The 15,949-nt window shown below is 60.6% G+C and carries 15 protein-coding genes; 7 read left to right on the top strand and 8 right to left on the bottom strand.

Annotated features, from left to right (window positions below):
- Positions 1 to 445 precede the first annotated feature (445 nt).
- The gene (locus QD409_RS11785; protein WP_092845942.1) at positions 446 to 892 is read left to right on the top strand and encodes an RrF2 family transcriptional regulator; all 447 of its coding nucleotides are present in this window, start codon (positions 446 to 448) and stop codon (positions 890 to 892) included.
- 2 nt (positions 893 to 894) lie between these two features.
- On the opposite strand, the gene QD409_RS11780 is transcribed toward QD409_RS11785, so the two are convergent.
- The 5 genes from QD409_RS11780 to betI form a co-directional block, all read right to left on the bottom strand.
- On the bottom strand, positions 895 to 2,256 hold the full coding sequence (locus QD409_RS11780) for a chloride channel protein (protein ID WP_430762782.1): 1,362 nt from the start codon (positions 2,254 to 2,256) through the stop codon (positions 895 to 897).
- A gap of 181 nt (positions 2,257 to 2,437) precedes the next feature.
- Positions 2,438 to 4,087 (bottom strand): choline dehydrogenase, encoded by a 1,650-nt coding sequence (gene betA, locus QD409_RS11775; RefSeq protein WP_092845938.1) that lies wholly within the window; start codon positions 4,085 to 4,087, stop codon positions 2,438 to 2,440.
- A 219-nt stretch (positions 4,088 to 4,306) separates the two neighbouring features.
- Positions 4,307 to 5,770 carry a betaine-aldehyde dehydrogenase gene (gene betB / locus QD409_RS11770; protein ID WP_092846023.1) on the bottom strand — a complete coding sequence of 488 codons (1,464 nt, stop codon included), beginning with the start codon at positions 5,768 to 5,770 and terminating at the stop codon, positions 4,307 to 4,309.
- Positions 5,770 to 6,411, bottom strand: a complete 642-nt coding sequence (locus QD409_RS11765) for a glutathione S-transferase family protein (RefSeq protein ID WP_430762781.1) — start codon at positions 6,409 to 6,411, stop codon at positions 5,770 to 5,772. Before QD409_RS11765 ends, betB begins: the two co-directional genes overlap by 1 nt.
- 5 nt (positions 6,412 to 6,416) lie before the next feature.
- On the bottom strand, positions 6,417 to 7,004 hold the full coding sequence (gene betI / locus QD409_RS11760) for a transcriptional regulator BetI (RefSeq protein WP_092845934.1): 588 nt from the start codon (positions 7,002 to 7,004) through the stop codon (positions 6,417 to 6,419).
- Positions 7,005 to 7,156: 152 nt separating this feature from the next.
- On the opposite strand from betI, the gene QD409_RS11755 reads away from it, so the two are divergent.
- From QD409_RS11755 to QD409_RS11740, 4 genes are all read left to right on the top strand, one after another.
- On the top strand, positions 7,157 to 7,705 hold the full coding sequence (locus QD409_RS11755) for an HdeD family acid-resistance protein (protein ID WP_092845932.1): 549 nt from the start codon (positions 7,157 to 7,159) through the stop codon (positions 7,703 to 7,705).
- A gap of 225 nt (positions 7,706 to 7,930) precedes the next feature.
- Positions 7,931 to 8,176, top strand: a complete 246-nt coding sequence (locus QD409_RS11750) for a ribbon-helix-helix domain-containing protein (protein ID WP_092845930.1) — start codon at positions 7,931 to 7,933, stop codon at positions 8,174 to 8,176.
- A gap of 208 nt (positions 8,177 to 8,384) precedes the next feature.
- Positions 8,385 to 10,190, top strand: a complete 1,806-nt coding sequence (locus tag QD409_RS11745) for a GGDEF domain-containing protein (protein ID WP_430762780.1) — start codon at positions 8,385 to 8,387, stop codon at positions 10,188 to 10,190.
- A gap of 79 nt (positions 10,191 to 10,269) precedes the next feature.
- Positions 10,270 to 11,268: an NAD(P)H-quinone oxidoreductase gene (locus tag QD409_RS11740; RefSeq protein WP_092845926.1), complete on the top strand. Its 999-nt coding sequence runs from the start codon at positions 10,270 to 10,272 to the stop codon at positions 11,266 to 11,268.
- Here the strand turns inward: QD409_RS11740 and QD409_RS11735 are convergent.
- A complete protein-coding gene (locus QD409_RS11735) occupies positions 11,249 to 12,673 on the bottom strand; it encodes an MFS transporter (protein WP_092845924.1) in 1,425 nt (474 codons plus the stop codon). The genes QD409_RS11740 and QD409_RS11735 overlap by 20 nt on opposite strands.
- A 101-nt stretch (positions 12,674 to 12,774) precedes the next feature.
- On the opposite strand from QD409_RS11735, the gene QD409_RS11730 reads away from it, so the two are divergent.
- Positions 12,775 to 13,401, top strand: a complete 627-nt coding sequence (locus QD409_RS11730; RefSeq protein ID WP_092845922.1) for a helix-turn-helix transcriptional regulator — start codon at positions 12,775 to 12,777, stop codon at positions 13,399 to 13,401.
- 101 nt (positions 13,402 to 13,502) lie between these two features.
- Positions 13,503 to 14,510, top strand: coding sequence for an asparaginase (locus QD409_RS11725; RefSeq protein ID WP_092845920.1), 1,008 nt, complete (start codon positions 13,503 to 13,505; stop codon positions 14,508 to 14,510).
- 3 nt (positions 14,511 to 14,513) lie between these two features.
- On the opposite strand, the gene QD409_RS11720 is transcribed toward QD409_RS11725, so the two are convergent.
- Positions 14,514 to 15,014, bottom strand: a complete 501-nt coding sequence (locus QD409_RS11720; protein ID WP_092845918.1) for a DUF2127 domain-containing protein — start codon at positions 15,012 to 15,014, stop codon at positions 14,514 to 14,516.
- A 167-nt stretch (positions 15,015 to 15,181) separates the two neighbouring features.
- Positions 15,182 to 15,937, bottom strand: coding sequence for a DeoR/GlpR family DNA-binding transcription regulator (locus QD409_RS11715; protein WP_092845916.1), 756 nt, complete (start codon positions 15,935 to 15,937; stop codon positions 15,182 to 15,184).
- Between the last annotated feature and the right edge of the window lie 12 nt (positions 15,938 to 15,949).

Below are 15,949 nucleotides of genomic sequence, written 5' to 3'. Positions count from 1 at the left end.
AAGGATGGCGGACAGAAAAATAGATTTCGAAAGGAAGCGGATGGAGAGTAAATATCTCCATGAAGCAGCGCTGATAAGGAAAAGCGACCGCCTCGGCTGTTAACCAAGGCGCTTCACCGCCAGAAGGCCCTTCGGAAGCACTTGACACGACTTGTCATGTTTAAGTGCTTGCTTTAATGTCTATAGAAATAGTAGAGTTACACATAGCTTGTCAAATGGAAATCGGAAGTGATGCCCAAAAAGATGCGCTGCGGTGGATTTTGAGCTAAACTGTGGGCATAGCGGCTAAAAATGATAACAAGTTTGGGTTGCTGATATTTCCTGGCGTTGCGCCATGGGTGTGAGTGCTTCGAAACGCCCTGGGGACGAGGGTTGAGGAGTTCTAGAGCGGACCGGCCGAATCCATCGGCCGAACGTATCGCATGTGTGTGTGAAGCGGTTCGAAATGATTACTCAGAAAGCAAAATATGCGCTGCGGGCGCTCTCTGCCTTGGCCCAATCCGAGGCAGGCGAGCCGATGATGATTTCCGACATCGCAGCCCAGCAGAAGATCCCGAAGAAGTTCCTGGAACAGATCCTTCTCGACCTGAAGCATCAAGGTATCGTCATCAGCCGCCGTGGCAAGCAGGGCGGTTATCTCCTGCGCAAACCGGCAAACGAGATCACCTTCGGCGAGATCCTGCGGGTCATCGATGGGCCTTTGGCGCCGCTTCCCTGTCTTTCGCTCACCGCCTATCGTCGCTGCGACGATTGCGATGGTGAGCAGACCTGCGAAATCCGCCATGTCTTTGCCCGGGTGGCGGACGCGACCCGCAAGGTCCTGTTCTCTACCACGATCGCCGACGCGATCGCTCAGCCGCAAGGCGCTGAAGTGACGAGGCTGATGGCCTAGTTTCAGCTTGCGACGTGCTCCTCTCCGGCTTCTTTCTCCATGGCTCGCCGTGCGCGGATGGCCGCTGCGATGAAGACGCGCGAAAGCCCATGGTACAAGGGTTCGCGCGACAGCAGCCGTGACGTCACATAGCCGATCATCGACACCGCCATGATCGGAATGACGGCCTGATGGTCGCCGGTCATTTCCAGGATGATAACGAAGGCGGTCATCGGCGCCTGGACGACGCCGGCGAAATAGCCTGCCATGCCGAGGATCGCGGCAAGCGCCACGCCGCTGCCGACAAGCGTGCCGACCGTGCTGCCGAAGCCGGCGCCGACGGCAAGTGATGGCGCAAAAATGCCGCCGGGAATGCCCGAGATCATCGACAGGAAGCTTGCCAGTAGCTTCTCGACGAAGAAGAGCGGCGGCAGGGCATGTCCTTCCACCGCGCCGCGGGCCTGCTCGTAACCGGTGCCGAAGGTCTGGCCGCCGGAGACCACGCCGATGGTAGCCACGACAAGGCCGCAAAGGCCGGCCAGGATCAGCATGCGCTTCAGCGGTTGCGGCTGCGCCCAGCGGCGGATGCGGATGCCGGCATAGAGTGCCAGTCCGCTGAAGGTGGCACCGAGCGCGCCGCCGCCGACGCCGCAGATCAGCATGACGATCCAATCTCGAAGCATCGTGGGCGCTGCATCGGCCGTGCCGAAGTAGTTGTAGCTGCCGGAAAGACCGAGCGCGGCAAGGCCGGAAAGAATGACGGCCGTCAGGACCAGGCCGTTGGCGCGGGATTCATAGGTGCGGCTCATTTCCTCGATGGCAAAGACGATCCCGGCAAGCGGCGTGTTGAAGGCTGCCGCGATGCCTGCCGCCGAGCCGGCAAGGATCAATCCCTTTGCCTGCGCAATGCCCCCGAACCGGGCGACGGCCAACATGAAGGAGGCGCCGACCTGCACCGTCGGCCCTTCGCGGCCGATCGAGGCCCCACTCAGAAGCCCGAGTATGGTCAGCACGATCTTGCCGAAAGCGAGCCGCAGCGACAGCAGTTTCGTGCGATCCTCGTCATGATGCAGATGTCGGGCCGCGATCGCCTGCGGAATGCCGCTTCCTTGCGAATTGGGAAACAGGGTCGCGGCAAGATAAGCAGACAGGACGAAGCCGACCGGCGTCAACAGCAGCGGCAGCAGCCACATCCACCCGCCGGAGTGGGTAATGCCCGCAAAGGCCCGCTGCGCCAGGTCCGCAAGCTTGGCAAAGCCGACGCTGATCACGCCGATCGCCAGAGCCCCCGTCCAGAACACCAATCGCGGCCGCCATAGATTGAACGAACCCCAGATGACGCGGGAACGGCGGAGCAGCTTGGACTTGCGATAGATCGGGGGCATATGACCGGTGACCGACGGATTTATAGACGGGTCTTTCGAACTCTGATCGAGCAATCTGCTTAAAAACGGCGTTTTAAGATAGTAACACTGTCTTACGGAGCTTCACTTTGCTGACGGTCGTCTCTTTGCGCCGACTGTTTGCCGGCGTCAACCTTCGATGCATGATGAGCTATGTCGAGCTTTATCGATCACTCGTCTCCCACCGCGGATTGATCCACGGTTCCTGGTTCGAGCGGGCCAGCCTTGGCTTGCCGAGGATATGGTCGGCTGCCTTTTCGCCGGTCATGATCGAAGGGCCGTTCAGATTGCCATAGGTCACATGCGGGAAGATCGAACTGTCGGCAACGCGCAGGCCATCGATGCCGATGACGCGGGTATCGGGATCGACCACCGCCATCGGATCGTCCTTTGAGCCCATCTTGCAGGTGCCGCAGGGGTGATAGGCGCTTTCCAGATGCTCGCGCAGGAAGGCGTCGATCTGCTCGTCGGTCTGGACGTTCGACCCAGGCTGGATTTCCGCGCCGCGATAGCCGTCGAAGGCCTTTTGCCCGAAGATCTCGCGGGTGAGGCGCACGCAATGGCGGAACTTCTCCCAGTCCTCTGGGTGGCTCATATAGTTGAAGCGGATCACCGGATCGGCCATCGGGTCGGAGGAGCGCAGCGTCACGTCGCCGCGTGATTTCGACAGATTGTAGCCGACATGCGCCTGGAAACCGTGGCTCTTGGCCGCTGCCTTGCCATCATAGCTGATGGCGACCGGCAGGAAGTGATACTGGATGTCGGGCTGCTTGACGCCCGGCGCCGAGCGCAGGAAGGCACAGGCTTCAAACTGGTTCGATGTGCCGAGCCCCTTCTTGAAGAACAGCCATTGCGCGCCGGCGATCCCCTGCATGTACCAGGGCAGCCAGGAATAGAGCGACACCGGCTTCAGGCTGGTCTGCTGGAAATAGAATTCCATGTGATCCTGCAGATTGGCGCCGACGCCCGGACGGTCGAGCTTCACCTCGATCCCCATGTCGCGCAGATGTTGCCCAGGACCGATGCCGGAGAGCATCAGCAGCTTCGGTGAGTTGAACGAGGAGGCGGAGACGATCACCTCGCAGTTTGCCTTGATGATCTCGATCTTGCCGTCTCGCTCGACTTCGACGCCGGTCGCGCGGCCGTTTTCGATGACGACTTTGCGGGCAAAGCAACGAATGAGCTCGACATTCGGCCGCTTGAGGGCGGGCTTGAGATAGGCTGTCGCCGCAGACCAGCGCCGGCCCATCCAGGTCGTCTGCTCCATCAGGCCGAAGCCTTCCTGCTTGCTGCCGTTATAATCCTCCGTCGCCTCGAAGCCGGCCTGCTTGCCGGCTTCGATGAAGGCGTGGAAGAGCGGGTTGCGGGCGTCGCCGCGACGCACGTGCAGCGGGCCATCCTTGCCGCGCCAGCCGTCTTCGCCGCCATGCGAATGCTCCATCCGCTTGAAATAGGGCAGCACGTCGGCGTAGGCCCAGCCTTGGGCGCCGAGCTCCTCCCAGCGATTGAAATCCTCGGCATGTCCACGCACATAGACCATGCCGTTGATCGAGGAGGAACCGCCGATCACCTTGCCGCGCGGGGCGGTGATGCGACGATTGTTAAGCTGCGGTTCGGGTTCGGAGAGATAGCCCCAATTATAGCGGTCCATGCTCATCGGCCAGGCAAGCGCTGCCGGCATCTGGATGAAGGGGCCGAAGTCGCTGCCGCCGAATTCCAGAACGATAACCGAATGCTTGCCGTCCTCCGACAGGCGATAGGCCATGGCGGAGCCGGCCGAACCCGAGCCGACGATGACGAAATCTGCTTGCATGACTATTGCCTTCTTTCGGACGTTCTTCTTGAGCTGCAGGATAATGGCTGGCTCTGATCGTTCCCTCGCCCCGCATGAGCGGGGAGAGGGCTAGGGTGAGGGGCGGGGCAACGGGATGCGGCGTATCTGAAGCAGCCCCTCATCCGGCTTGTCGCAATCTCACTCCGTTCGATTCCTCCAACCCACCTTCTCCCCGTTTCACGGGGCGAAGGGCTTTGTTCAATACGGCGCCTGTACCGGCCCCATGCCGACGTATACGGTCTTTAGTTCCGAATAATGCTCCAGTGCCGCCAGCGAATTCTCGCGGCCGAAGCCGGATTGCTTGGAGCCGCCGAAGGGAATTTCCACCGGGGCGAGATTGTAGGTGTTGATCCAGAGCGTACCGGCCTCGAGCTGGTCGACGACGCGGTGGGCGCGGGTCAGGTCGGCGGTGAAGACGCCGCCGGAAAGGCCGAATTCGGTGGCGTTGGCCCGGGCGATCACCTCGGCCTCGTCATCGAAATCGAGAACGCACATGACAGGCCCGAAGATTTCTTCGCGGGCAATCGTCATGTCGTCGGTGACGTCGGCAAACACGGTCGGCTGAATGTAATAGCCTTCGCCGGAGACATTGTTCGGGATGCCGCCGCCGGTCAGCAGCGTCGCGCCCTCGGCCTTGCCCTTTTCGATGTAGGCGAGCACCTTCTCGCGCTGCGCCCAGGAGACCATCGGGCCGATCTGCGTTGCCTCATCCATCGGATCGCCGATGAGCATGGCGTCGGTGCGAGCCTTCAAGCGCTTCAGGAATTCGGACTTGATCTTGCTGTTGACGAAGACGCGCGTGCCGTTCGAGCAGACCTGGCCCGTCGAATAGAAATTGCCGAGCATGGCACCGCCGATGGCGCTGTCGATATCGGCATCGTCAAAGACGATCAGCGGCGACTTTCCGCCGAGTTCCATGGTGACATGCTTGAGGTTGCCCGCAGCCGCAGCTGCCACCTTGCGGCCCGTCGGCACGGAGCCGGTCAACGATACCTTCGCCACATCCGGATGGTTGATAAGCAGCGGTCCGGTTTCGCGATCGCCCTGAATGACGTTGTAGAGGCCCTTCGGCAGGCCTGCCTCGATGAGGATTTCGGCGATCTTCAACGCGCCGAGCGGGGTGTTCTCCGACGGCTTGAACACCATGGCGTTGCCGGCGACAAGCGCAGGGGCGCCCTTCCAGCAGGCGATCTGCTGCGGGTAGTTCCATGCGCCGATGCCGACGCAGACGCCGAGCGGCACGCGCTTGGTATAGGCGAAATCGCCGCCGAGCGGAATGTAGGAGCCGTTGAGGCCGGCCGCCGCGATGCCGCCGAAGAATTCGAAGCTGTCGGCGCCTGAGGTCGGGTCGGCGACGATGGTTTCCTGGATCGGCTTGCCCGTATCCAGCGTCTCCAGCTCGGAAAGCTCGCGGTTACGCTCCCGCATGATGTCGGCGGCGCGCTTCAGGATGCGGCCGCGTGCCGTCGGGCTCATGGCAGCCCATTCCGGCTGCGCCCGCTTGGCGCTGGCGATCGCCCTTTCGACGATAGCGGGCGTTGCCGCGTGCAGGCGGGCGATCACCTCGCCGGTTGCCGGATAGATGCTTTCGATAACGGTGCCGTCGGTGTCCTCGACATATTCTCCGTCGATGAAATGCGAGGCTTTCGGTTGTGCGCGCATCATAGAACCCTCAATTCTTCATAGGAGACCATGACATGCTCTTGAAAAGCAGGTCGCTCGGTCAGGTTTTCGTAGTAGCGCTCCAGCCGCGGATGGGCAGGGCGCTGGATGTCGATCTCGAAATAGCGATAGAGAACGTGCCCGAATTGTATGTCGGCGAGCGTCAGATTATCGCCGGCAAGGAAACGATGCCGTCCGAACTGCGACTCGGCGATGTCAAGCTTCGTCCCGAGCGCGGCGATAGCCGCGATAATTGCCTTCTCGTCGCGCAGAGCAGGGGCCGTTCGCACCGCGCGCCAGAACACCTGGCCGGTGAAGTTCATGGCAATGTTGATCTTGGCCCATTCCGTCCATTTGTCGATCTGGGCGCGACGCCGCGCATCCTTCGGCCAGAAGGCATCGTCGCCATATTGCGTGGTGAGGTAGCGCAGGATGGCGCCAGTTTCCCACAATGGCTCGCCATCGTCCTCGCGCAGCACCGGAACAGTGCCGTTCGGATTCATCGCCAGGAATTCAGGCGTGTCGTTGACGCCATATTTAAATCCCGCATCGATGCGCTCATAGGCAAGGCCGAGCTCGCCGATGCACCACATCAGCGCCTGTACATTGGATGACGATTTGCGGCCCCAGACGGTCAACATGGTCTTCAGCCTTTCAACGCGTTGAGGTTGGTCGTGAGATAATTCTCGGTCAGCGCGATCGACGCCTCGGTGCTGATCGGCGCGGATCTAAGGCCCTGGCGAATATAGAGCCCGTCGATCATCGCGGCCGCACCCTCAGCGATCCGCTCGGCGTCGCCGGCCGAGCACAATGCTTTGAGATTGGCCACCAGATTCGAATGCAGCCGGCGTGCATAGATGACGAGAAAGCGGCGTGTCTCTTCCGAGCGTTGGGCTTCCGCATAGAAGGCGAGCCAGGCGGCAATCGTCTCCGGCGCGAACTGATCTGCCTGGAAACTGACGCGGATAACCGCTGAGAGCTTGTCGCGCGGTGTCGTCGCGGCCCTAAGCGCCGTCACCACACTGTCGCGCAGCCGCTGTAGATGGACACGGACGGTCTCGATCAGCAGCTGTTCCTTGCTACCAAAATAGTGATGAGCAAGAGCGGGGGAAACGCCGGCCTGCTTGGCGATTTCGGACATGGTGACGGTCAGCGAGCCGTGATCGCCGATCACGCGCATCGCTGCATCCACTAGCGCCTTGCGGCGCACCGGTTCCATTCCGACTTTGGGCATGCATCAATCCTTGAGGTTGAAGCTGAGCTTATTTTTGATTGACTAATCAATCAATAAAAAATTGCGTGCCTTGCAGACGTCGGCGAAAAATCCGCAACCTCTTTCCGAGTTGTATTTCTGTGTCATACTTCCACTCAGGAGGAGGTGCGGTCATGGTTGATATGCTTGATGAAGTTCCCTCATCTGCGATGCGCGACAAATGGGGTTGGTTTGTTGGCCTCGGCGTCCTGCTGCTAGTTTGCGGCTGCATTGCGCTCGGCAATCTGTTCATCGCCACGGTGGCATCGGTCTATTATGTCGGCTTGCTGATGCTGATCGGCGGCATCGTGCATTTGGCCCACGCCTTTCAGGTGAGGGGTTGGGAGCACATCCTCTTCTGGGTGCTTAGCGGTGTGCTCTATACGCTTGCCGGCATCCTCGCCTTTGCCAATCCGCTATTGGCCTCCGCGGCGCTGACGCTGTTCCTCGCCGTCGCGCTGATTATCGCCGGCACGTTCCGCGTCTGGGTCGGGCGCAAAGTGAAGCCCGAGCGCGGCTGGATCTGGATCGTCATCAGTGGTGTTGCGACTGCCATTGCCGGCATCGCCATCATGCTCGGCTGGCCGGTCAACAGCCTTTGGATTCTCGGGCTTTTTCTGGCATTCGATCTGATTTTCCAGGGCTGGACGCTGGTTGCTTTCGGTCTCGTCCTCAAGCGCTAACTGTTCTAGCACAACGGATAACGGACTACTACTTTTTGACAAGAAGCGTGAGCGGCGCTACCCTTATCGCTCTGCCTTGTGGGCGGAGCGTCGCCGAATGGATGTAGCGACGGTGCTAGCTCTGGAGCACGCATGTCTGAAGGACATGCCTCGAAGGCACCGCCGACGGCAGCGAAATGCGTCTCCAGCGAGAATTCCGCTTGATAACGTCAAGGGAGGAATATCATGCCGATGGTAACGGTTTCCATCTCTCCGCTTCAGGCCGCCGGCATTCGCGCCGCAGTCGACACCGGCACCTATGCCTCGAGCAGTGAAGTCGTGCGGGAAGCCCTGCGTATGTGGGATGCGGCGCGCAGGCGCAGCGATGTTTGCGATGTGCCACAAGCGGCCAATGATGAGACGGCCAACGGCGGTCGCTGCGTTGCCGATATGTTCGCCGACTATGAGGCGGAGCAGCACTCGCACAATTAGGCCGGAAAATCAGTCAGTTCCGGCCATGGCCTATCTCGGCGTGCCCTGTTTTCGGACCGGATCAATGGTTAATATTGCTTTACCATTCACGAAACTTTCACATACCGGAAAGGTTTCGTTGACGCTTTATGGCGCATCTTGGGTTGAAAATGCAGTAGATCCAAAACCTTACTCAAATAATTTGATAAAAATCCCAACGGAGATTGGCATGTCCCTGACTGCCGCAGTCGAGCCCGGCGTGTTGCGCCGGTATGCCAGCGACCAGATTGTCACCCTTGCCAAACTCGTGATCGAAAACGCTTTTCAGCCGATCGTGGAAGCCGGCACCGGCGCCGTCTTCGGCTATGAATCCTTGATGCGCGGCCAGGAGCGCATCGGCTTCGGCAGCCCGCTCGACATGCTCGACGAGGCCGAGCGCACCGGGCAGCTTCTCGGCCTGGAGCAGATGGTCACCAGCCGCGCGCTGGCAAAATTTGCCACGCTTCCCAATGCCGTCTCGGCCACGCTTTTCCTCAATCTGGATGTGCGGTTGATCCCGCAGGGTGGTGTACTGGTCGATAGCCTGCTGCAGCATATGAAAAAGGCGGGCATGGCGCCTTCCTCCGTCTGCTTCGAATTCTCCGAGCGCTTCGACAATACCAGCGTGCCCGAGTTCTCCGGTCTGGTCGCAAGAATGCGGAACGCCGGTTTCAAGCTGGCGATCGACGATTTCGGCGTCGGCCATGGCGAAATGAAGCTGCTGTCCGATTATCCCGTCGACTACCTCAAGATCGACCGGCACTTCATCGTCGATATCGACCGCAGCGCCCGCAAACGGCACATTCTCAGAAATCTGGTCAACATCGCCCATGTTCTCGGCACACGCGTCATCGCCGAAGGCATCGAGACCGAGGCGGAGTTCTTGACCTGCCGCGAATTTGGCGTTGATCTCGTCCAGGGCTGGTTCATTGCGCGTCCGACGGTGCTGGTCAACGAGTTGAAGCAGAGCTTTCCGCATCTCCAGGATCTCGGCAAGACGGTACGAAACAGCCAGTCGCTTGACGAGATCCTCATCCGCAAGCAGATCGAGGTGCTGCCGACCATCCGCGAAAGCGATAGCATCGACAGCGTCTTCGAGCTCTTCCGCCGCAATCCGCGCCGCGCCTATTTCCCCGTGGTCAACGCCAATGACGAGCCGCGCGGCATCATCCACGAGTACCAGCTCAAGGAATACATCTATCAGCCCTTCGGCCGCGACCTTCTGAAGAACAAGGTCTATGAGCGGTCGATCTCGCATTTCGTCGAGATGGCGCCGATCGTCGGTCTTGATTCCGACGCCGATACGCTGATGGCGATCTTCGCCAATATGGAAAGCAGCGATTGCCTGATCGTCACCGAAGGCACGCATTATGCCGGTATCGTTTCCGCTGCCTCGCTGATCAAGGTCATCAACGAGAAGCAACTGAAGATCGCCCAGGACCAGAACCCGCTGACCGGGCTCCCCGGCAACAGGGCGATCCACGATTTTATGCAGAGCACCGGCCGCGATGGTGATGAAGTCAGGCACTTCTGCTATTGCGATTTCGATAATTTCAAGCCGTTCAACGATGCCTATGGCTTCCATCTCGGCGATCATGCCATTTCACTGTTTGCGGCGCTGATGCGCCGCTATTTCTTTGCCGAGCGCAATTTCCTCGGCCATGTCGGCGGCGACGATTTCTTCATCGGCGTCAGCGGCTGGAGTACGGGCGAGCTTCGCGAGGTTCTGGACCGGCTGCTTGCCGATTTTCATGCGGATGTTCTTGATCTTTATTCGGCCGAGGATCGTGCTGCCGGCCGTATTCGCGGTCACGATCGCAGCGGCGCCGAAGCCGAATTCCCGCTGATGCGCTGCTCGATCGGCATCCTGCAACTGCCCGAGGGACTGGTGATCGACAATATCAACCGCGTCAGCACCTCCATTGCCGGCATCAAGACGAAGGCAAAGGAAAGTGCTGCCGGCGTCGCATTCCTCGGTCTGGCCGAGACGAATTGACGCCTTTCCGCCGAGCCATCTTTTCAAGCGCGCTGCGCTAAACTATCTCCACTGCTTTGCTGGGAGAGGAGATTGCGCCATGCCCTTGCCGTCTGAAATGCGTTTTGTGGATTTGCCGTCCTTTGGCGGGCCTGAGGTCATGACCATCGGCCGCAAATCTCTACCGGTCCTGAAGCCGGGCGAGATCTTGGTTCGAGTCGAGGCCGCCGGTGTCAACCGGCCGGATGTGGCGCAGCGTCAGGGCACTTATCCGCCGCCGAAGGATGCAAGCCCGATACTGGGTCTGGAAGTTGCCGGGGAGGTCGTGGACGTTGCGCCCGGCGTGACGGAGTTTGCGATCGGCAACAAGGTCTGCGGCCTCGCAAATGGCGGCGGCTATGCCGAATATTGCGTGTTGCCGGCCGGCCAGGCACTCCGCTTCCCGAATGGTTATGATGCCGTGCGCGCAGCAGCCGTTCCCGAGACCTTCTTCACCGTATGGGCCAATCTCTTCCAGATGGCGGGTCTCACCGAGGGGGAAAGCGTGCTGATCCACGGCGGCTCCAGCGGCATCGGGACGACGGCGATCCAGCTTGCCCGCGCTTTCGGTGCGACGGTCTATACGACTGCAGGTTCGAAGGAAAAATGCGAGGCGTGCGAGAAGCTCGGCGCAAAGCGGGCCATCAATTACAGGCAGGAGGATTTCGCCGAGGTCATCAAGGCGGAGACGGAACATGGCGTCGATATCATTCTCGACATGATCGGCGCGGCCTATCTGGAGAAGAACCTCGCGTCGCTCGCCCGCGACGGCTGCCTTTCGATCATCGCTTTCCTCGGAGGTGCGGTGGCGGACAAGGTCAATCTGCAGCCGATCATGGTCAAGCGCCTGACGGTAACCGGCTCGACCATGCGCCCGCGCACGGCGGAGGAAAAGCGCGCGATCCGCGACGACCTGCTTTCCCAGGTCTGGCCGCTGCTCGACGAGGGCACGGTTGCCCCCGTCATTCACAAGGTATTCGCCTTTGACGATGTGATCGCGGCGCACCGCTTGATGGAAACCAGCGACCACATCGGCAAGATCATGCTGAAGCTGGCCTGATCGTGAAGGAGAGGGCGATGGCGACCAATCCTGGGACGGCCATCAGCGCATAGAGCCAGCTTGCGGCCGAGAGGCCGCCGGCAACGCCGCCCGGATGGGTCAGGCCCGCGCCATTGACGATGACGCCGGCGACCGCTGCGCCGAACGCGCCGCCCAGCGATTGGGTCATCGAGATGGCGGCCGAGGCCTTGTCCTGCTCGGTTCTTCTGGCGATGCCGATGATCCTTGTCACGAGATGCGCCCAGCCGAGGCCGACACCGAAGCCCATCAGGAACATGGCGATAACAGCCGGCGCGAATTCTGCGAGCCTGGAGAAGGGCGTTGCTGTCGCCAGAAGTGGGATCAGCGATGCTGTGGCCGCGGTTTCCAGAATGCAGCCGGCTATGATGGCGATTGCCGCCCGCTTGCCCGAAAACGATGCGCTGAAGAAAGCAGCGATGGTCCAGCCAAGTGCCACCAATGCGACGAGATAGCCCGAGATCAATGGTGTGACGCCGTGCAGCGTCTGCAGGAAATACGGAATGTAGATGTCGCTCGTCAGCACCAGCATCAGCGTGAATATTGTCAGATAGAGCCGCGAGATTGGATTGCCGAGCACGACGGCGCCGTAGGGGAGGAGCCGTACCTCGCTCTTGCGTTCGGTCATGACCATCATTGCCACGAGTATGATCGACACGGTGATCAGCACGACCTTGTACGGTCCGTGCTCGATCGTGCCGGCAATGCTGACGAACAGGACTGCGGCAAGCAGAAGTATGATCTGGACCAGCGGTGTTCTGGTGTCGATCCGATCATCCGCGACATCGGGCAGCAGCCAGCGAGCCGAGAGCGCCATCAAGACGGCCAGTGGTACGAGGATGATGAAGGCCTCTCGCCAGGCGCCTCCGGCGGCAAAGAGGCCGCCGAGCGTCGGTCCGAGCACCGTCGCCACACCCCAGATGGCAGCGTAGAGCGTGGAAGCCCTGCGCCAGAGGGGCTCAGGATAAATGAAGCGAATAAAGGCATAGGCAAGACCGGACAGCATGCCCGAGCCGTAGCCCTGTACGGCGCGGCCCATGAGCAGCACCGGCATGGTCGGCGCGATGGCGCAAACCAGGCTGCCGATGCCGAAGGTGAGCGCTGCGGCGATATAGACGGCACGCAGGCCCATGCCCTTCGGTCGGGTCGCGACCGTGATCGATCCGAGGACGCCGGCGGCGACGAAGAGGGTCGTCATCCAGGAGAACAATTCGAGGCCGCCGATATCCCGGACGATCGAGGGGGCGATCGTGGCAGTGATGTAGGATTCAACGGCATAAAGCGCGACGCCGCCGCCAAGCATCAGCGTCGCAGGCAGAAGCCTTGGCGAGAACAGCGTGAAGATGGAGGCTGATTTGAGGGGAGCGGTGTTTTCGATGCTGGACATCGGACGATCCTCGGTATTTTCCCTAGCGGTTGATTATTTTCCAAGTTATAATTTGGAAAATTACACGGCTACCGGATTAAAACAAGAGATAACTTGGAAAAATGCGCCAATCACCTGCCAACAGAATTCTGATCCTGTTGAAAACGGATGGACCGCAGCTCGCTGCGGCCGTCGGCGATGCGCTCGGCATATCGTCCGAGGCGGCGCGCCAGCAACTGACGAAGATGGCGGAGGAGGGATTGGTCGAGCCAGTGACGGAGACTGCAACGGGCAGAGGCCGGCCACGGCGGCTCTGGCACCTGACGGCGGGCGGCAACCGGCAATTTCCGGATGGCCACGCGGATCTCACAGCGACGCTGCTTGCGACCATGGTCAGCCAGCTGGGGCAGAGCGCCGTCGATACGGTCATCTCCGCCCGCGAAACCGAAACGCTTCGACGCTACCGCAGCGAAATAGATCTCACGGCTGACCTCGCCTCACGCGTCGCGAGCCTCGCCGCCATTCGCACGCAGGAAGGTTACATGGCCGATCACTGGCAGGATGATGACGGCTCGCTCATGCTGGTCGAGAATCATTGTCCCATCTGCGCAGCCGCCTGCGCCTGCGCCGGCTTCTGCCGCTCCGAGCTGGAAACCTTCCGCATGGTGCTCGGTGCGCAAGTGGAGCGGGAAGAGCATATCCTGCTCGGTGCGAGGCGGTGTGCCTATCGGATCAGGCCGGCCGCCTGAGTGGCGCGCTTTTTGATGCTGACGGGCGTCATCGACGATTGGCAATCCCCGGCGCAGCGGCTATCACTGCCCATCCCGCAAATCAAAGGCAGCATTCCGTCATGTCCAATCCCGTCTGCGTCGAAGTCACCCGTGGCAATCTGGTCGAGAGCCGCCATCGCGGTTCCATCGTTGCGGTCGATGGCGATGGAAAGGTGGTCTTCTCGGTCGGCGATATCGACAGGGGCGTGTTTCCGCGTTCCGCCTGCAAAGCGATGCAGGCCCTGCCTCTGGTCGAAAGCGGCGCCGCAGACGCCTATGGCTTTGGCAACAAGGAACTGGCGCTCGCCTGTGCCTCCCATAATGGCGAAGACGAGCATGTCGCGCTCGCAGCCTCCATGCTGGCGCGCGCCGATCGCGATGTCGGCACGCTCGAATGCGGCGCCCATTGGTCTTCCGATCAGAAGACCCTCATCCACCAGGCACGCACGATCGACAAGCCGACGGCGCTGCACAACAATTGCTCCGGCAAGCACGCCGGCTTCGTCTGCGCCTGCTGCCATCAGGACATCGATCCCAAGGGCTATGTCGGTTACGATCACCCGCTGCAGCAGCAGATCCGCGAAACGATGCAGAGCCTGACCGGCGCCGTTCTCGCGCATGACAATTGCGGCACGGACGGCTGCTCGATTCCGACCTATGCGGTCCCGCTCAAGGGACTGGCGCATGGCTTTGCCAAGATGGCGACCGGCGTCGGTCTCGAGCCGCTGCGCGCCAAGGCATCGCGCCGGCTGTTCGAAGCCTGTATGGCCGAGCCGTTCTACGTGGCCGGCACCGACCGCGCCTGCACCAAGCTGATGCAGGTCGCTCCTGGCCGCATCTTCGCCAAGACCGGTGCCGAAGGCGTGTTCTGCGCTTCGATCCCGGAGCAGGGCATTGCCATCGCGATCAAATGCGATGATGGCACCGGCCGTGCAGCAGAGGTCATGGTTGCGGCGACGCTCGCTCGCTTCTTCGAGAAGGATGGCGTGGTTCATGCGGGGCTGATGGCGATGGCCAACAAGTCCTTCAAGAACTGGAACGGCATCCATGTCGGCGATATCAGACCGGCCTCGGCCTTGACGGCATAAGCTCTACTCCTGGATCCGATGTCTGACTTGTCGTGCCGGCACATGTTGCCGGACGATCCTGTATTCGTGCCAGATGAGGACCATGACGAACAGATCGAAGACGGTAAGGATGATGAGCCCGATGCCGTGCGTGTCGGTGAAGCGGTAAAGCTGGTAGACGATGAAAAGCGCCAAGGCGACCAGCGATGCCGGATAGGCCCACATCTTGCCCCTCAGCAGGCCGATGACGAGCAGCACCTTCACCAGTCCGTGGCTCAGCAGATAGTAGGCATAGAAATTCTTGGTGCCGACGGAGAAATCCTGCACCCAGGCATGCAGGTGGATCGCGACGAAGTCCTTGGGATCGTTGAGGAGCTCGGGCTGCACGATCCGGTTCACCAGGCGAAGGATGGATTCGGTGCTGACGAGCGCCAGGATGAGGCCGCCAATGCACTCGATCAAAGCATGGGCACCCTTCAACAGGATGCTGATTTCGAAAATTTGGTGAATGCGGCGTTCGTTCATGGGCGATCGTAACCTCTGCACGATATTGAGGTAGACTTGATCGGCGATGACCGCAAGACAAGTCGATGTCCGGTCGGCATAGGATCAATCTTCGACCGCATCATGATGACGGCGGCGCAAATCCTGACGAACTATCTCTTTTCCAAGGGCCGGATGCGATGTGCGCGTCAGGCCAGGAAAATCGGCACACCGGCATTCCGGTAGGGTGTCAGGCTCTCTTTGGGAATATCGGACGGCACGATCAGGCCGGAAACGCCCTTGGTCGGCAGGATCTGGCATGGGGAGGCCGCATCCAGCTTCTCAGCCGTCGCCAGCACGTAGGTCTCCGCCGAGCACTGTGCGATATGGCGCTTGATAGCCGCTTCCTCAAAATCGCCGGTCGAAAAGCCGTGGACGGGATGAATTGCGGTGATCCCTAGAAAGAAGATATCGGCCCTTATGGATGCGATCGCCACCATGGCCGCAGCACCTGTCGCCACCATCGAATGTTTGTAGAGCTTGCCGCCGATCAGGATGACTTCGGCGAGGGGATGATGTTCCAGCTCGCCTGTTATCGTCGGGCTATGGGTGACGATGGTGACGGCAAGATTCTTCGGGAGCTGGCGGGCGATTTCGGCATTCGTGGTGCCGCCATCGAGAAACACGGTCTGGCCCGACTTGATCATGCTCGCAGCATAGGCGCCGAGCCGGCGTTTCTCCTCCGATGAGACCGCCTGCCGGGCCGAGAAGTCCGGTAGATCTGGGGCAAGCGGCAGCGCTCCGCCATGCACCCGTTTCAGCAGCTTTTCCGCCGCCATCTCTCGCAGGTCCCTGCGGATCGTGTCTTCGGATAGCTCAAGATCGTCGGCCAATGCCTTGGCGATCACCTGGCCGTTGCGGCGCAATCGATCGAGAATAAGGGCCTTGCGTTGACTGGTCAGCATGTCTGTTCCTGC

The sequence above is a fragment of the Rhizobium sp. BR 315 genome, from assembly GCF_050577975.1.
Classification (GTDB): Bacteria; Pseudomonadota; Alphaproteobacteria; order Rhizobiales; family Rhizobiaceae; genus Rhizobium; species Rhizobium miluonense.
Note: the sequence above shows the minus strand (reverse complement) of the source record. Positions and strands in the feature narration are given on the sequence as shown.